Below are 18,835 nucleotides of genomic sequence, written 5' to 3' on the forward strand. Positions count from 1 at the left end.
TCCTTCTATGCGACCCAAAGGATGCCCCAAGCTTTATTTAAGTTTGTATTGGCCCTGCTTCGAACAAGGGGGTAGGGTATTCAATGGTCATCTGAAGGAATGCTTCTACTCTCGCCGAAAGCATGAACGTCATTTTTCTATGGATCGGTCAGAAGTATTTCGTAGAGGGCACTTTACTTACCGGTTTAAAAGAATTAATCGCCTAATGCATATGATCACATATATACAGGAGGTTATTATGACAATGATTTCGAAGAAGTGGAAGTCGCTAATGATCGCGCTTTTACTGGCATTTTCAAGTCTGCCATTACAGGTTAGCGCTTTGCCAGAGGTCGCAGCGGCTGCAGTAAAGAACGATATTTCCAATGCCAACCTATCTGCCAAAGTTGGGGACTTAGGCCAGATCGAAGAGCTCTATATCAACAACAACCCTACCAATAAACAGGGAAAGCCAATCAATTTCGTCCTACCTAACACTACTTCACCGCAAAATGGTACTCAGCACCAGTGGATGGGTGAAATGATCTTCTCTTACCGTACGGGTGCTAGTGGACAATTCCCTGACAATAGAGACGGCTTTGTAGAAGTGGATACCAATAAGACATTGGCCGCTGGAGGATCTACACAATATTCGACGATCAATCCTAATAACCCCTATATTAACAAGTTAGCATCAGCAGATGGCAAGAAGGTAGAAGTCAACTTTATCGGACAGAACCTGGACTCTACGGTTCAGCGGGTAATGAAGGGCTTCGATGTGAAGTCAGTTTTTGATATGGAGACCAATGACGGTTCAATGCTGTGGGAAATTACGGTGAAGAACAAGAGTAACCAGTATATAGAATTCGGGGATATTGGCTTGCCGATGCCTTGGAATAACAAATACCAGACCTTATCTGATACTTATGATGATCGTGTGACGGTGCATAATTTTGCAGGTGCTGATAGTGGATATTCTTATGTCATCCGTACCAGTGGTGAGGGGAACTTTATGCTCTTCACTCCGGTGCCGGAGAGCGGTGCTCGAATTGAATATGTAGATTATTGGATGCATGAAGCAGGAGAGTTACGTGCTGCAGATACATTTAAGAATTGGACCGGGGACAGTGGCGGTTGGTATCCAGGGTTGAACGTTCTCTATATCCACTCCAAAGATATTCAAAAAACAGGGCGCGGTTACTATACCGATGCTTCCAGTCTTGTTCTCGGGCCGGATGAGTCCAAGACGTATAAGTTCAAATTCTCAGCGATCCGTGGAGGCGACAATACGCCGCAGGAAAGTGCCCAAAGCCCTAATAACAGCTCGACCTCAATGGAAGACCGTGAAGCCAATCTCCGCTCCATTCTATATAAATCAGGCATGATTGATGCCGTAGCGGTGCCGGGCTTCCAGACTGCGATTAATATGCCTGTAAAGCTTGATCTGCACTATGACGACAGTATCGTTGATGTACAGTCCATCGATATTCTGAATGTGGATGAGAATGATCCGTTTGACGAAGCGCATATTCCGGATATCAAGCCTGGGAAGAGTAGGCAGGAAATGGTTGACAACTCACGTAGCGGACGGGGACTGCCTAATGGGAATCCCGGCTATAACGAGTCAATTGAGTTTGTGGAGACTAAAATTGTAAATGGTGAGCAGCATCATATCTATTCCCTTCAGTTTGATTCGATTGGCAACAATAGCGTGCGTGTTGAATATAAGCTGAAGGACGGCAGCGAATGGGTGGATAAATTTACTCAATTCGAGTTCAATGTTCTAGCCGAGCTGGATGCAATCTCGGACGCCCACTCCGAATTCATGGTCGAGCAAACACAGGATAAGAACCCAGAAAGTCCGACTTATGGTAACTATTTCGATTGGTATCTTTCAAGCGGCAAGGATCTCAACATAAACCATTGGGGGGATGACTGGAGCCATGACAACGTCAACTTCATGACAATGAAGAACTATCTGGAACCTAACCCGGATGAAATTCGCTCTATCGAGACATACCTGATTGACTTCATGTGGGAAAGATACATGAAGAATACGCAGGATAGCTACATCGTTGCAAACTGGCTAAAAGATTCTGGGGCATATACGGACAAAGATAAGCCCTATACACGTACATTCTCCGAAATCATGGAAGCTACCGGATTCTTCAATATGTACCGGATTCAGAAGGCGTATCCTAATCTCATCGAGTATCGGGAATCACCTCAGTTTTATCTGGAGAAGGCTTATAACATTTATTATAAGCGTGTTTCAACCGGAGCCATCGGATTCTATGGCGAGCAGCAAATCCCGGATATGATTGAAGCACTGAAGGAAGAGGGAATGCAGACCGAGTCAGCCAATCTGCAGAAGAAGTTTGCCCTCGATAAGGGAAGAAATATGACGAGAGCCGCGTATCCATACGGATCCGAATTTGAATATGATAATACCGGCGAAGAAGGGGCTTATGCAGCAGCGAAGGGGCTGCGTACGTACTATCCAACAGACACGCTTACAGGTGCTGCAGAGAAAAGTATGGAAATGGCCGATTGGAAAACACGTGCCATGCGCGGGATACAGCCTACCTGGTTCCATTATTCAGTGCCTGTCTTCCGCGGCGGTGAAGGTTGGTGGAATTTCCAATACACTGCGTCTTTAGCAGGATACATTATGGATGATTGGCTCCGATATGAGAATGATGGCAGGACGGTGGAGCAGAAGGCAATTGCACAGCAGCGTAATTACGCTGCGAAGATTTCGAACTTCAATGCCGTCAATATGGGTCAGATTTCAGCTAATTCAGTTGGCAGCACCTCTTGGCGATATTCGATGTATAAGGGAGGAACAGGAACTAAAGACGTATACGATGGCGGCTCACGCGTCATGAGTAATGGCTGGAATGACTTTTCGGGCGAATCGGAAGAAGGTCTCTATGGTTCCCTACTCAGCATCAGCTCCGATATTGTGACAGATCCCGTATTTGGGCTGTTCGGATATGGGGCGCTGGTGACTGACGAAGGAGACAGCTACAACATTACACCGAAAGACGGGTTCGGCAAGCGTATCAATCTGATCGATGAGAAAATCTATTTGGAGCTCGAAAGCGATAAAATAGAAAGCGCACAAATTCAAAAAGACGGTAAGGGCTACACTCTTCAACTTCTCAACGTTTCCGGAAAAGAACATACCTCACGGATTTCGTTCGATGGCGTAGGGATGGAGAATGGCTATTATACGATGAAGCTGAATGGTGAAAAAGCCGGACAGTTCTATGTTAAGAATAATGCAGGCGTTGCGATGTTCCAGATGGGCAGCGTGCAACAAGCTGAATTGACCATTGAAAAATCAGCCGGCGGTGAAAATGAAGCTCCGCAAATTACTGTTGAATTGGCGACACAACACCCGCAGGCGTTAATTCCATTTATGCTGAATGGAATCGTAACCGATGATGGCGCGCCAGAAGGGACACTGTCTTATCAATGGGAAGTCGTCAGCGCTCCGGAAGGCGGCAAGCTCACCTTTAATCATCCGAAAGCAAGCATTACACAGGCTACAGGTACGAAAGAGGGAACTTATACGGTTAAGCTTAGCGCAAGTGATGGAACACTGACTGGTTCCAGTCCGGTAACCTTTGAGCTGGCTTCTCCACCTGATAAACAGCCTCCAGCAATTGGCCAGGTGATTGCGGCTCAGGACGTTAGCAATAACAGTATCGTGGTATTGTCCGGGGAGGCTATTGCCGACCCTGTGCATGGTGAGGCAGAAGAACCACAGTTGAACTACACCTGGGTCGTGAAGCAACAGCCTGCGGGTTCAGCGGATATTTCTTTTGTAGATGGTGACAAGACATCGGCCTATGCGCGTGTAAGTAAGGCAGGCACTTACGTATTTACTTTCAGTGCAGTAGATGGAGACAAAGAAGCCAGCAAGGATGTAACTATCGAGATCAAGGAAGATACAGTTGATGTTTACCGGGCACTCAGTGCAGTGACCAAGAAGGATATTGCACCACAACTCCCTAGACAAATTTATATTCTGTCAGAGGACGGGTACATTCAGCAGGACATTACTTGGGATGTTATTGATCCAAGCAGCTATGCTAGTCCGGCTCAAGTTGAGATCAGAGGAAACGTCAATGGTAGTGCGCTGGAGGTTTGGGCTACTGTATATGTCGTGGATACAGGATTACAGAATGCGGCTCTGACAGCTAAAGCCTCTGCAAGCTTCTCTGGTGGAGACGGATATCCGGAAGCGATGAATAACGGTATTGAACCTAAGAGCTCAGCAGATTTTTCACCCAACCGCGGTGCCACCAACAGTGCATGGCATAACTGGGGAAGAGAAGGAGATCCGGCATGGGTGACGTATGAATGGGATCAGCCATTCCTGGCCGCCTCCATGGATGTATATGTATTTCAGGACAACGGCGGGAACTTCCGTCCGAAGGATATGCAACTTATGCTTCGCGGCGAAGATGGGAAATGGTACACCCCGCGGGACATAAAGGGACTGGGTAATGAACTTAATAAATACAATACAACTACCTTTGAGCCTCAATATATTACAGGTGTCCGTTTGGATATGAAGCCTTCCGTTAATGGCAGCGGTATTCTGGAATGGAAGGTAAATGGCTATACCGGCGCGGTAGATAAGTCAGAACTGATCAAGGTCTATAACTATGTAAATACATTAAATGCATCGAACTTTATAGATCCAGGCCTTGCTCCAATTGAAGCGGCGAAGACAGAAGCTTCTGCTGTAATCAAGAATATAAACGCCACAGACGGAGAAATAACCTTGGCGCTGGAAAAATTGTTGACGGATTTGCATCTGCTCAGTCCGAGAGACGGCAATATGGCCTTCCTCGCCAATGCTTCTTCCAGCTACACCTCTCCTTGGGAGAGCCTGGCGGCAGTGAATGACGGTAAGAAGGAAGGCAACAATATCCCGCACTGGGGAACCTGGGGACATGAAGGCGCAGAGGAGTGGGTGCAATATGAATGGCCGCAGGGTGCCACTATCCAGAGTTCGAATCTGGTGCTGTGGTCAGACGCAGGAGGGATCAAGCCACCTACCCAAGTGGTGTATTCTTACATCCCAGCGGATAGCGCTACCAATGAATGGGTAACCGCAGGAACGATTACGGAAGGAATCAATGTGGTTGAACATTCTCCGGCAGAATCCTCCAATCCGTATACGTTTGATCCGGCGCTGGAGGTAAAGGCGCTGCGGGTTACCTTGACCAAGCAATCAAGGGCGGGAGATAACGGTGTAGGCATATGGGAATGGGAAGTTCACCAGGCGGTATCTATGCCTGATCGTGAAGGTCCAGTAACACCAACCGGGGTGGCACCGTCCGTTCTCCATGGAGATGACGGCAAACTGATTGGTGTTACAAGCGAAATGGAGTATAAGCAGGAAGGCGCAGAAGAATATACTGCAATTGCAACAACTGAGGTTATAGGCCTCTCCGCTGGTAAATATTATGTCCGGTATATGAAGACCGATTCGCTGAATGCCAGCCTGGATAAGGAAGTTGTTATACCGGAAGGGCAGCCACAGGAGCAGGCTGCACCCGATGCGAGTGGGTGGGTAATTTCACACGCCAATCCGGATACCGAGACGAAAGGCAAAATTGAAGGTTTGAATGATACGATGGAATACCGGAAGCTTGGCGAAGAGGAATACGTGCTTGTTATAGGTACAACGATCAGTGATCTGCATCCCGGCAGTTATCAAATCCGGTACGCAGCCACAGACAACCTAAAGGCAAGTCCACCAGTAACAGTAGATATTCGCAATGAAGCCAAGGAAGACAGAGAGGGCCCAACAGCGGAAGCACTGATTATTACATCACCTACAGTGGCAGGCGGAAGTGATGGCAGAATCGAAAATGTGACTGCCGATATGGAGTACCGCAAGGCGGATCAGGGAGGTTATATGCCGATCAGTGGAACCAGCATTGAAGGTCTAGAGGCAGGTAGCTATGAGCTCCGGTACGCAGGAACGGATCTGAGCAATCCAAGCCCTACTATTCTAGTCATCGTCCCTGAAGGAATCAAACAGGAGCAGAATCCACCGTCCAGTGAAGAGGTCAAGGCTATAAATGTTAGTGCAGCGGGTGTTAAGGACGGTAAGATTACTGGTGTGAGTCCTGCTATGGAATATCGACAAGGGGGAGGAGAAGCTGTCAACTGGGAAGCGATCACAGGCACAGATATTTCAGGTCTTGGCAACGGAATCTACGAAGTGAGATATAAAGAAACGGCAACTCATTATGCGAGCCCATCCCTTACTGTCGTTATCAGCAATCCAGTTATCAATCCAGAACCGACGGAAACACCGCCGTCAACGGATTCACCTGTGTCAGTCACCGTACCTACTCCAACTCCGACTGTGACTCCTGAAAACATAAAAGTCGAAGGAGGAATAATTAAGATTTTGGCACCAAAGACGGATAGCAAAACCGGTATAGCTAAAGGAGCACCCATCCGGCAGGCAGACATTAATAAGGCTCTTGATCATGCGCAAGCGAATGGCAGCAATGTTAAAACGATTGTAGTGGAAATACCGAAAGCTGAGGGAGCGAGGTCCTATGCAGTTGAGCTTCCAGCAGTTGCACTAACCGCAGATCCTGGCAATATCAAGATAGAGATAAATACGGAATTTGGTACCATTACCGTGCCTTCTAATATGCTGAAGTATGTATCAGGTGCGAAGAGTGTGGAACTGGCAATAAGCCAGTTAGATCCTGCAAAGATTCATTCAGAAGTAAAATCTGTGACAACCGGCAAGCCTGTTATTGCATTTACGGTCCACTTAGATGGAGTAGAAATGGTAGCCCTGAATGCACCTGCTGAAATCAGAGTGCCATATACTCCTGATGTTGAAGAATTGGCTAATTCCAAATACCTTACCGTTTCGTATATGGCTGCAAACAGTACGTTTGTACAGCTACTGAATGGCAGATACGATAGCGATTTACAAGCCATGGTTTTTACAGCTGCAAATACAGGTGAATATACAGTTGTGTATACTAAGACGTATTTCAATGACGTTATTAAGGATTCATGGTATGCACCAGCTGTTGAAACAATGGCGTCCAAAGGATTCATCGAAGGGACATCAGCAACAAGCTTTAGTCCCGGCCGACAGGTCACAAGGGGTGAGTATCTAGCCTGGTTAGTAAAGACACTGGAGCTTAAAGCGGAGGTTAACACCACATTTGATGATGTTGAGCTAGAAGACCTTTATTATGAAGAAATCGGAATCGCCAAAGCACTCGGGATCGCCCTGGGCTCGAATGGCAGCTTCTATCCGGAAACGGAAATTACTAGACAAGATTTGGCTGTGCTGACCATGAGAGCTTTGCGGGCAGTGGAGAAAACCGAGCTGAATAGTACAGCAGAGGATCTCAAGAGATTTGCCGATGCCGTAAATGTAGCCAAGTACGCAATTGATGATATGGCTGCAATGGTTAAAATGGGTCTCATCAATGGGCGAAGCAATGCCATCTTAAGTCCTACTGGAATGACAACCAGAGCAGAAGCTACTCAGGTCCTGTATAAGATTTTCTTGCAATTATAATAAAATAAAACGATCTTGATCCTGTTTCTTATAGGGTCAAGATCGTTTTGTTTTTCAGGAAATGCTGTCTTTAACCGACAAAAAAAGTTTAATACATTGTTCAACTACTTTGAAAGCAACGATTTAATTATTGGCTCTATTTCAAGTGGTTCAGTTGTGGTCTCATATCTCCCGTGCACCTGACCGTTACGATCGATCAAAAACTTAGTGAAGTTCCACTTAATTCCGTCACCCATATATATATCAGGGTAATTCTCGTTCAGAAAATTCTTCATCCATTCCCCGCTGGCGGTTTCAGTATCGAAACCTTGAAATGGCGCTTGCGCTGTTAAAAACTGATAAATGGGATGGACGTTTTGGCCCCTAACTTCAATCTTTTCGAATAACGAAAACGTTAACTTAAACAGATTCTCACAATAAGCTTTCACTTCCGAATTGTCCCCAGGTTCCTTCTCATTAAACTGATTACACGGAAATGCGAGAATCTCCAAACCATCATGATGGTACTTTTCATACAACTGCTGAAGAGTCGTAAATTGGCGAGAATAGCTACATTTACTTGCTGTATTAACAACAAGTAAAACTTTCCCACGGAATCTTGCTAAATCAGCTGGTGTTCCATCTATGGTATGGATCTTCATATCATAAAAAGACATCTGAATCATCCTCCTAATATATTCAAATGGTTACATATCCATCTTAAGCTAAATAAACCCCATTGGAGAAATATATAATATCAATTACTTACATAGGTAAATCCTATATCGAAATATTTGATGTACTTGATTTCGTCTTCATTTAGGGGAACTTACGTTCTTTACATACGAGGTATATGAGGTTTATAATACTACTACTGGAACGGAAACGTAGATCTGTCTGCTTAATTGGAGGAGTATGTATGCCATATTGTAAAGTTAAGCATGCCAATATATATTACGAGGAAATGGGTACAGGTAAACCGATTATAATGATTCATGGTTTTTCACCAGACCATCGGTTAATGAGTGGGTGTATGGAACCTATTTTTGAAAAGATTCCCGGATGGCGTCGCATTATTTGGTTATACATAGTGATCGCGAGTTTATGGACACCTTAACTGAAGAGCAAATAAGTGATTTTAGCGCAAATCAAGTCGTTCTCAATGAATATAATTGGAAAAGGTATTCGGAAGAGATCGTTGCAGGTTGTGAGATCGCTGACTACGATTTTCTTAACGAGCGTCAAAAAAACTATGGATTTTCCACAAATGTAGATGAATTAGTTTTTGATAAACCAACAGTATTTACACTCGGGCGACAAGATGCAGTCGTTCGTTACAAAGACGCTTTTAGAATTTTAGACATTTACCCTAGAGCAACATTTGCTGTTCTAGATCGAGCTGGCCATAATCTTCAGATTGAACAGGCTCTATTATTTGATTCACTTATCTGTGAGTGGCTTGATAGAGTAACAGAGTTTGGATTTTAATTTTATGATATTCCATCATACTAAGAGGAAACGTTAGTGAAATGTAATAGGGATCGTTGCAGAAATGCTACCGATCCTTTTTTTGTATACCTTTAGGGACAGAAAAAGAGAGCATTGATCATGCTCTCTTTCATATAAACACTACTATTTGCATTTCGCTCCGAGATCTATCTTATCTACCATTAAAAAAAAGAGTTTCAATCTCTAGCTTTCTTTATCGTCATTTTATACTCTGAGATATACAGATCTAAACATAGGAATCATCAATTGTTTGGACTTATCATTAATTTGATTTAATTGTCGAGCTATTTCGGATTCGTTAAAAACCGTCTGTTTCTCATACCATTCATATGTTCCGTGTTCTGTATATATCGTACCAATAAATCTGAATTTATCGGGATCTAAACAAATTTGATTGCGGTATCTTTCCTGAACTCATTACTGCTACAAAGACATTGAAAAGTGTATGTTTTAACATATTATTCCCTCCTTAGCTTATGTTCTTCTTTTATTAAAAACGATTGTAAACGCAGCAGAATGGAAAAAAACCAATAGAACTGCTGCCTAAATATAAGGGGTTTATGAACAAAAGCATCAAACTGATTACTAAACGTTCCGATGTATATTGATGAAAGCTGAAGAAGGGATCGTGCAGAAATCCATACAATCCCTTTTGTATACCTTTTAAGACAGTAACAAACGTAAAAATTATATTAGACTGTCATTAAGTTAACGGGCAGATTAGCACAACTAAAATAAGATAAGTAGATTTCGTCTGCTATAATACCTACATCGACTATGAATGGAAGGGGATTGAGCAATCAATGCTTTTAGAAGAGGAAGCTCCCACATTATTGAGGGAGGTTTACTAGTTGAAAACTTCAAATTGAGACGGAAGAGAAAACATAAGAGCAGGTTAGATGAATTACGGAGGAATGAAGATGTATTTAGATAAATTCATATTGCCTATAGATGAAGAATCCTCATTGATAGAACAAAGAATGGCATACAATGGCGGTAGGTTTGGATATGTCGACGAAACTTACCCATGTGGCATTTTCTCAAAAAATCGGTTTTCCGAATTGAGCTTTTCAAAAATCACAATTTTATATGGAGGAAACGGCTCGGGGAAAAGCACACTTCTAAATCTCATAGCGAATAAATTGGAACTAAATCGTATTGCTCCATTCAATTCAAGTGAATTGTTCAGTTCATATGTTGAACATTGTAAATTTGAACTTGGAATTGACGACGAGGGATTTAAACATCGAATTCCAAATGGAAGCAGGATAGTCACAAGTGACGATATTTTTGATTATATGCTTACAGTCCGCACAAACAACGATGAAATCGTGGATAGCACAGAAGATATAAGATCGGAATGGGGAAATCTGAAATTCGGCAATACAGTGAAAATGAATAGTATGGATGATTATGAAGCATTGAGGTTACAGGTGCTCTCAAGAAAAAAATCAATTTCACGCAGGGAGTTTATTCGCAGAGTCGCCGGCACCGAAATTAAACTGAACAGCAATGGGGAGACCGCCCTGAGTTATTTTAATTCCAAATTTAAAAATGACACATTATATTGTTTGGATGAACCGGAGAACAGTCTATCTCCTAAAATGCAGCTTGAACTTGTCAAAATGATAGAGGAAATGGCTCACTATTGCGGATGTCAATTTATCATTGCAACGCACTCACCGTTTTTACTGGCGATGGACTTTACAAAAATATATGATTTAGAAGCTAATCCAGTCGACATAAAGCAATGGTGGGAATTAGAAAACCCAAAAGTGTACTTTGATTTTTTCGATAAGCATAAAGGGCTGTTTCTACACAATAAGTAGAGAAACAAGATTTGAACAAAATTATATCCACCGCGTATATTAAAAAAAATTGAGCTTATTTATTTATCGCTGATTACGCTAACGGGAAACGTTAGTCGAAAACATCATGGAGCAGTTAACCGGCGGGTAGCTGCTGTTTTCAACTAGCGGACTGATAATAGGGATCGTTGCATAAATGCGCGGAACTGTTTTTTCTGAATAGAATCTAACTATTATATTGAAAAATGAGAGGAGCATTAATAATGAAAAAGAAGAATACGATTGTTGCAGCGCTTTCTACGTTTAATCTCCAACATGCACTCTTGCCCTACAAGCAACCATGCCAGAAAATAGAATCGTCTGTCTTGAAATATATAGAGTCTGTTTCTATGAAGCCGTGTCCAGCCCTAACCTCAAATAACTTACTAGTGCCCTTGATCATCTCATAAACCTGATCAATTCGCCTAAGATTGGCCGATTCATTTTCTTCCAGCTCCTTGGCTTTACGCCATAAATACTTATTAAAGAGCATCAGATCCGCGCAGTGGATTTCTATACCTTGTTTTTCCATAACAGTCCAATATAGTTCTACATCTGATCTATCCTCCTGCCAATAGGCTTCTATGATAGGCTAAATCGATCTGAAAGGCTATTTAGGTATACAAAAAAGGATCATCAGCATTTCTGCTACGATCCTTATTGTCAGCCCGCTAGTTGAAATCAGCAGCTGATCACTTTGATGCCTTCTTAAGTTTTATTAAGCTAACGTTTTCCGTTAGCTTAATAAGGCTACGTTAGCTAGGAATCACTTTTTACAAAGTAAATGCCGTAATAAAAAATCTGTATCGTATCAGCACTTACAACATCTAAATTATCAACAGTTTCCTCATCAGAAATGGAGAAGTCCTTTTTTCTTGGCTACCTTATTAAAAGTTCCGAAAGAATTAATTATACTGTCGAGATCTTCTAGCTAATTATCCGTATACTTCCATTCGTGAATCGGCGTACCTTTAGTAACTTCACCTGTAACTGTGTTGATCTCTAAAGGTTCTACTAAAACCTTCCATCCATTTTCGCTTTTGAAAACTTTATATGGGAGTGGTGGTGACTGTTTGTACCCTTGTCCTGCATATTTTTGAACCACATAAAGTTGAACTTCATTACCGTTGATTTGTGTACTTTCTACAATCTCATACCCAGAAGTAGGATTGATTTTCAAATCCTTTACATATCCTCCTTCACGACTTTTCTCATCTAAATAGTTTGTATCTTTTGAATAGAACATCATTCCCTCTGCATCCTTAGCAATGTAAGCATCGAAGTACTCAGTTGCTGCCTCCATCGGAGTTTGGGCAATAACTCTTTCCGCAGTTGTAGTCGTCGCTACTAAAATAGAACCAGCAACAATTCCAGCAAGTAAAAGCGGTACTAATTTTTTGACCTTCATAGACTGAGACTCCTTTTTGATGTTAAATTCCCTAACTAAAGAGTTGGCAATGCTAATCATATTTTTCTTTAAGTCTACTAAATATAACGGAGTAGATTACTAGAAAGTTGGAGATAGTTAGGAAGTTTTTTATTGTCCGCAAAGGTATACCTTTAGGGACAGTATCAAACGGAAAAATTATATTAGACGGATGACATCATTAAGCTAAAGTGCAGGATAGCATAATTCCTTATCTTAGCAACCTTCCCCCATATTCGAACGTCGATAACTCATGAAAAGGGGGATTATTATGAAAAAAATATTAATTACATTGATAGCCATTTGCCTCATTCTAACTGGATGCTTCTCTGGTCAAACGGGAAATGAGCAAGTGAATGTGAATGATAAAGAGAAGAAACTTGCGACGGAAAACGAAAATAATCTTACTTTGGATAAAGTGACAGCCGCTTTAAAAACTGAGGGAATTGAAATGTTTAAAGAGGAACCGAATAATAATTGGGTATTAAATAACGTTAACGCCAACAGGTTTTCTGTATCCCGACCAAATGTAAAAGAAGTTTATAAAGAGTACATTTCAGTATACATTTTTAGTTCAGAGGCAGCTCGAAAAGAAGGCCTTAATGATTTCAATCATCAAAAAGAAAAGTATGATATGCAAATACCAAACATCTATGAATACAAAAATGTTCTTATTCTGTATTGGCATCATGAAAACGCAGACAATTCGAAGAATGCGAAATTTAACAAACAAATTGAAATGGCAATTCAAAAGATGTAAGTTTAGGGGTTCGACATTAAGCTACGAGAAGCGGTAGTTTAGTGAAAAAAAGAATCAACGTGATTACCTGCGGTTTACAACTAACGGGTGGACAATTGGGATCGTTGCAGAATTGCTATCGATCCTTTTTTTATATACCTTTAGGGATATTGGATAGTAAAGTAATTTGGCATTTACTTGGAGTGGATGGATTTGATTTGATACCAATTGGTGGGATGTATCCAGCCATTTTAGATTATGATATTGTGGATGCTAAAAATACAAAATTGGCATGTGCAAAATCTAAGGCAGCCCTGCGCGAGAATATTCATGAGACTGCCTAGATTTGTGAGGTTACAGGCTATAATTGATGCCTTCACCAGCGCCTGTGCGGGCGTTGATGTAGACGCGAGAAACGCCTTCGATCCCTGTGACGGGAAATGCATATACGAGCTTGTCGTTGTGGATTTCCAGTTTTGGCTTACCGGAAACCTTTACTATTGAGCTAAGCTTCATGGAAGCTTGCTCCATTGTCAGCTTCGGGTGAAGCTGGAAGGTTTTATTATAATGGGAGAAATAACGATACGCATCAAAGCTCTTCAACGCACCAGTACGAGAATCAAATTGCCATACAACTTTCATCTGCGGAATGGGAACGTACTCCCGAACCGGAATATACGTGAGATAAATGGAGGTATCATTTAAGTTTTTCGCTACTAATGCAATACTTTCGTCAGACCAACGCGACATCCAGTTGTCGGCAACCGCGACAGCTTGCTTGAAGTCCATAGATTGCTTTACAGCTGCTTCATTAGAGATCGAGCCGTTGCTTGTTACTTGGAGCACGTGTCCGCTTTTACTCAGCGTTGCAGTATAGGAGCTGGTTGATTTCCCATTGGAGTCCGATAAATTGAAATCCATAACTTCTCCGTACTGGGGGCTACTCCCGCCAGAGGACATGTGGACGATTTGCTTACCTACGCCCTTATTCCATGCCTCGCCCATGAAAATTTTCGCTTTGGCTGCAAGCTCTGTTGCCTTATAAGTGGTTTCACCAGCGAACACGGTTCCAGGCTTCGGAGGTATGTAAGGATTCTGGTTGTACAGGAATTCGTTAAAAGCTTTATTGCCATACGTAGAGACTGAGTCGAGTTGAGACAAAGCCTCTTCCATTTCGGTCGAGACCTGTTGTACATCTGATATAGAGGAATAAACAGCTTTATGTCTCATCTGCTCGAGATACGGCAGAGCGGTCTTTGCAAACTTTCTCAGACGCTCAATTTGTTCTAATTGATCCGCGTTGAGCGAGATTTCCTTTTCGCTGGCAGGATAAGCCAAATAACGGCTGGCGTCCGTGATAAACGACTCAAATGACCCCATTTGAAAGTTCATTGTAACGGATCCGATTCTTACATATTGCAAGATATAATTGGCGTTTTCAATCGCAGATTGAAGTGCTGCTTGCCGATCTGTAATTGAAGATGCTGCAAGGGACTCCGCAAGCGCATAGTCAAATCCACGCAAGTAGATCGACTGCATATGCGACCAGTATTGCGTATTGCTCTGTTGCTGCTGCTCAATTTGTCGTTTACTCTGATGCTCTGTAAAGCTGAAATACGCGCCCGCTAATGTCGTCACGCAAAGCAGACTAATGATGGATTTACTGAGAACGTTCATGTTAATTAAAACTCCTGTCTTTGTCTTCATAATGCTTATAAACTTTAACAAAGATGAGAACACAGTTTAATGAGTAAATTTTACCAATACAAATCGCTAGTCTAACGAACCGTGTTTTAAACACTTAGGAGGAACTATGAATCAGAAAGAATTTGAATCTGTCATCAATTTGCCTGCAAATATTCGTTATGAATACTTCATTAAAAAAGTTGTAGATTCAGAAGAAGTGTGGGGTCTCTATGAGAATGGGTGGTCAGTTACTGAAGATGATAAAGGTAATAAATTAGTTCCATTCTGGCCTAAGAAAGAATTTGCTGAATACTGTGCAAGTGATGATTGGGGAATTTATTCAACTAAGAGGATAAATTTAACCGAGTTTATTAACGAGTTTTTACCTAATTTTAAAAAAGAGGGTTTTCTACCTTCGATATTTTTCAATAATGCTGATTCTGCTTTATTAGATGTTGATATACTTATTGAGGATTTAAAAACAGAACTTGAAAAATACTAACCATAATTCTAAATGAAGAAATGATAAGGTGATAGGGATGAGAAGACTTGAGTCTGGAATGTCAGTAGACTGCGAATGGTTTACTGATATTGTCAGGTATGAACACGAAACGATAAGTGGATCGACCATAATAAACTCGAATGTTGGCTCACCGATATTTTGGAGCTGTAACCTGCATCATCTAGTATTTGATACCTGCGATCTTACGAATGCGAAATTTTTTGCCGGTAGTACGATTGATCATTGTACATTTATTCGTTCCGACTTGCGCTCAGTTGGTATTGCCCAAGACGAAGCTATTTTCACCAATTGCGAATTTTCCTCCTGCGATATGAGAGGCATGACATTGGAGAATGCTACGTTTATCGACTGTACTTTTGTTAAATGTAGATTCAATGACCGGATTTTACAAGTGGCAAAAATCATCAATTGTTCCTTTGCCGGTAAGCTAGTGGATATCACGTTTGAGGGAAATGGCAGACAAAAGCTAATCGCCAATTTTGAAAACTGTATCCTTGATGGTGTTCGTTATGTGGGCTGTGACCTGACACAATGTACTCCGCCAAAATCCAAAAACCATCTGTATGTTGAACAGGTATCTGCACGTGTGAATAATGCTTTGACGAAGATTGAGGATGACAATAATCTATCCGACGATGATCGGAAGGTACTGGTACGTAGTCTGCGCAAGCTTGAGCAGATGGAACAATATATTTTCAACACGGTACATATGAAGAAAATATATGGTGATGTTTTTGTTGAGCGATTTTTCGCTAGTCTGGAATGTAACAATGCGTAAACCCCAAAAATAGAAATTATTTGCGATAGTGCCGGAAGAAGTGATGATTTGAAAGGAGTTCGCTAGAGAACATACTCTCACAGATTACTGCATGGTAGTTGAATAGTGTATTTTTTAAAATTGAACAGCATACTACTTTGAAAAGAAGGAGCACCAGCCGTCGTAACTCTGCTGATGCTCTATTTTCATCCGCACATAATCCACATCCACCTTGGCTTTATCTGGTAAGAGAATACGTAACAGTAGAGCACCCAACTTGGTGCTTTTTCTTTTGCCGATCATCTGCCGGAATGTGAGCCATTCTAAGCTTCATAACATAAGAGCATCCGATTGCAGGCTGGATAAGCTCATATTGTTCCCTTTACCGATTAGATGGCTCCCCTACCTTGTTGGCTCGGCATAAGCACGAATCTCAATAAGCTCCGCATATCTGGTGCCATGAGTGGCCTCAATGGTCACCCTAAGCGCTTGTGCATGCACAGGTACATCCAGAGAATGGATGACTTTTCTTCTGCGGTTTTCCTTTACACATACGATTTCGATCCACTCGCCAGACTGAGCCAAAACCTCGACTTGATAATCGCTTATAAGTTCGGGCATGACACGGAATGTCGTGTGATGGTGATGCAAATTGACGAGATCCTCGTTCACATCATCATTGAACGTCAAGTGCACTTCAGCCAAGGTTTGTGGGTCTTCCCACGTCAATTGCACCCATTCTGGCGTGCCTGACTTCATCGGCTGTGACATCCACTGCTGTGGCCCGCCGAAAGGACGATGATAACCGTTTATCGTATGATTCGCCGAGTAAGCATCACTCATTGAGAGCGTACGACAACAGAATGGCCGACGTGCCAGCCCTTGCATGGACCATAATACGACAGGTTGATCCGTGGCGTGATCCTCCAGATTTTTGGACACGTGATTTTCTTCTGTTTTGAAAAAAATAAGTACACCACTGTGTGCTTCCGTCGAATGGTGGAGTGAGATGGATGTATTAGCCCGGAAGATAATAAATGAATTCTGCGGTTCTTCCGGTCGCCATTCGAGTGGAAGCTTCACCCACTGAGCGCTTCCCGTTGTAACGTTAACGGTCACCGTAACTTGTAACGTATGCGGGACGTAATTTTCCTTACGCCCCGTATCCCACAGCTCTACCGTTAGTTCGGTATCGCTGGATGCATCCAGCAGCAGCTCTAGGCCGCTTAGCATTGGATGCACAGGTAGCAGCAGAGCGGCATCCGTATCCAGCTGGTACGTCTCGCCAGGCTGCTCAAGAGCAATGCCCGTCAGCGTGCTGGAGGCTGTAGCCCTGGCACGCCGAGCCAGATCCAGCTCATCATTGCTTCGCACGCCGATGATGGAAGCGTCCTGCCGCAGCAATGTCTGCTGCAGCACCGCAAGATGCCTCGCGTACAGTTCGCGCGGCGACACATTCATAGTCGCGCACAGCGCCGCGCCCGTACCTGCGGCTTCGCCGATGACCGCGCATGTAGCCATAACGCGGGTCGTGCCGAAGGCGACATGCGATGCGCTGATGTCGCGTCCAGCCATGAGCATATTCCGTACATTCACGGAATAAAGCGAGCGGAACGGCACGTGATACACGCCATCGGCATGCATATGCTTCGAGCCGCTCGCTTCGGCGTACATGCCCTCAGGGGGATGCAGGTCGATAGACCAGCCGCCAAAAGCAACGGCATCTGGGAATTCCCGCTGACTGATAATATCGTTCTGGGTGAGTACATAGTCCCCCGTGAAACGTCGGTACTCTCTTTTGCCAGGCAGAGAACCGATCCACTCCAGCGTCATATGCTCTGCATCGAACTTGCCGGAATTCTTGATATAGTCCCAGATGCCGTAGATCACAGCCCACAGTTCATCACGGATCAGCTCGTTATCATGTACGGTGTCATGTTCACCACCCCATTCAATCCACCAGTAATGACAACCGGAATCCCCGCTGCGAATGACCCGGCGAATCGGAATGCTGGTCTGCGTGATATCCTTGGCAAAAGAGGGCGGGATATAACGGACAGGTGCACCAGTATCCTTGGTATAGAAGAGAAGTGTGCTGCCCAGCGTGATCTGATCGGCCACCTCCGGTGCCCATTCTTCACCATATTCGCTGCGGGCTTCCCGACCTAACGCAAACTTGGCTCCAGCTAAGAAGCCCACCAATCCATCCCCCGTACAGTCAAGATAGATCTTACTTTCGAATCGGATTTTGCGCTCAGATCCCATCATCCAACCGGTAACGGAGGTGATCATACGCCCATCTCCATCTCCTGTAGCCTCCACTTCATGGACATCGGTATTCAGGTACAGACGGATGTTGGATTCTGCTCGAACGGCTTCCAGAATGATTAAGTCCCAGAGATAAGGATTACCCTCCGGATTGCGATACTGATTCTCTACAAACAGTTCGCCCATGATGCCAGTCTCGCGGGCATAGCGGTTAATGCCGTGTGCTGTGGCGCCACAGACCCATACGCGTACCTCGCTGCTGGAATTGCCGCCGAGTACGGGACGATTCTGCACTAGCGCGACCTGTTGGCCGAGTCGTGCCGCAGATATAGCTGCGCATACACCAGCAAGCCCGCCCCCGATGACGGTGATATCCGGTTTAACAAGTTCGTGCTTCATAAGAACACCTCTCTCTTGGAATATGGAGGAACCTAAGCTCGTAATTCATATCTATAATTTCATATTAGTTCTATATATTTACTTTTCAAATACACTATATTATCATCGAGCATATACTTTATTTCATATTAAAGG

At 43.3% G+C, this 18,835-nt stretch carries 11 protein-coding genes and 1 pseudogene; 7 read left to right on the forward strand and 5 right to left on the reverse strand.

Annotated features, from left to right (window positions below; all coding sequences use genetic code 11):
- Positions 1-238 precede the first annotated feature (238 nt).
- Positions 239-7,567, forward strand: coding sequence for a DUF5695 domain-containing protein (locus ASD24_RS02675; RefSeq protein WP_162248914.1), 7,329 nt, complete (start codon positions 239-241; stop codon positions 7,565-7,567).
- 104 nt (positions 7,568-7,671) lie between these two features.
- Here ASD24_RS02675 and ASD24_RS02680 read toward each other — a convergent pair whose 3' ends face one another.
- Complete coding sequence (locus tag ASD24_RS02680; protein WP_056691103.1) at positions 7,672-8,223, reverse strand: glutathione peroxidase; 552 nt, start codon at positions 8,221-8,223, stop codon at positions 7,672-7,674.
- Between the two features lie 242 nt (positions 8,224-8,465).
- Between ASD24_RS02680 and ASD24_RS02685 the strand changes: the two are divergent.
- Positions 8,466-9,034 (forward strand): annotated as a pseudogene (locus ASD24_RS02685) (alpha/beta fold hydrolase).
- A gap of 941 nt (positions 9,035-9,975) precedes the next feature.
- Entirely contained in the window at positions 9,976-10,884 is a 909-nt protein-coding gene (locus ASD24_RS02690) for an AAA family ATPase (protein ID WP_056691106.1), read from the forward strand.
- A 307-nt stretch (positions 10,885-11,191) separates the two neighbouring features.
- Here the strand turns inward: ASD24_RS02690 and ASD24_RS30870 are convergent, their stop codons facing one another.
- Positions 11,192-11,434, reverse strand: coding sequence for a hypothetical protein (locus ASD24_RS30870; protein WP_056691109.1), 243 nt, complete (start codon positions 11,432-11,434; stop codon positions 11,192-11,194).
- A gap of 399 nt (positions 11,435-11,833) precedes the next feature.
- The gene (locus ASD24_RS02700) at positions 11,834-12,310 is read right to left on the reverse strand and encodes a hypothetical protein (RefSeq protein WP_056691112.1); all 477 of its coding nucleotides are present in this window, start codon (positions 12,308-12,310) and stop codon (positions 11,834-11,836) included.
- A 289-nt stretch (positions 12,311-12,599) separates the two neighbouring features.
- Between ASD24_RS02700 and ASD24_RS02705 the strand changes: the two genes are divergently transcribed.
- Together ASD24_RS02705 and ASD24_RS02710 are read left to right on the forward strand one after the other, a co-directional pair.
- Positions 12,600-13,088: a hypothetical protein gene (locus ASD24_RS02705; protein WP_056691115.1), complete on the forward strand. Its 489-nt coding sequence runs from the start codon at positions 12,600-12,602 to the stop codon at positions 13,086-13,088.
- A 41-nt stretch (positions 13,089-13,129) separates the two neighbouring features.
- Positions 13,130-13,411, forward strand: a complete 282-nt coding sequence (locus ASD24_RS02710; protein ID WP_056691116.1) for a hypothetical protein — start codon at positions 13,130-13,132, stop codon at positions 13,409-13,411.
- A 10-nt stretch (positions 13,412-13,421) separates the two neighbouring features.
- On the opposite strand, the gene ASD24_RS02715 is transcribed toward ASD24_RS02710, so the two are convergent.
- Positions 13,422-14,744, reverse strand: a complete 1,323-nt coding sequence (locus tag ASD24_RS02715) for a hypothetical protein (RefSeq protein WP_056691119.1) — start codon at positions 14,742-14,744, stop codon at positions 13,422-13,424.
- A gap of 136 nt (positions 14,745-14,880) precedes the next feature.
- Here ASD24_RS02715 and ASD24_RS02720 point away from each other — a divergent pair, with 136 nt between their 5' ends.
- Positions 14,881-15,255 (forward strand): DUF2750 domain-containing protein, encoded by a 375-nt coding sequence (locus tag ASD24_RS02720; RefSeq protein ID WP_056691123.1) that lies wholly within the window; start codon positions 14,881-14,883, stop codon positions 15,253-15,255.
- 37 nt (positions 15,256-15,292) lie between these two features.
- Positions 15,293-16,054, forward strand: a complete 762-nt coding sequence (locus ASD24_RS02725; RefSeq protein ID WP_056691126.1) for a pentapeptide repeat-containing protein — start codon at positions 15,293-15,295, stop codon at positions 16,052-16,054.
- Positions 16,055-16,435: 381 nt separating this feature from the next.
- Here the strand turns inward: ASD24_RS02725 and ASD24_RS02730 are convergent, their stop codons facing one another.
- A complete protein-coding gene (locus ASD24_RS02730) occupies positions 16,436-18,700 on the reverse strand; it encodes an FAD-dependent oxidoreductase (protein WP_056691129.1) in 2,265 nt (754 codons plus the stop codon).
- Positions 18,701-18,835: the final 135 nt, after the last annotated feature.

This window comes from Paenibacillus sp. Root52, assembly GCF_001426865.1.
Lineage (GTDB): Bacteria > Bacillota > Bacilli > Paenibacillales > Paenibacillaceae > Paenibacillus.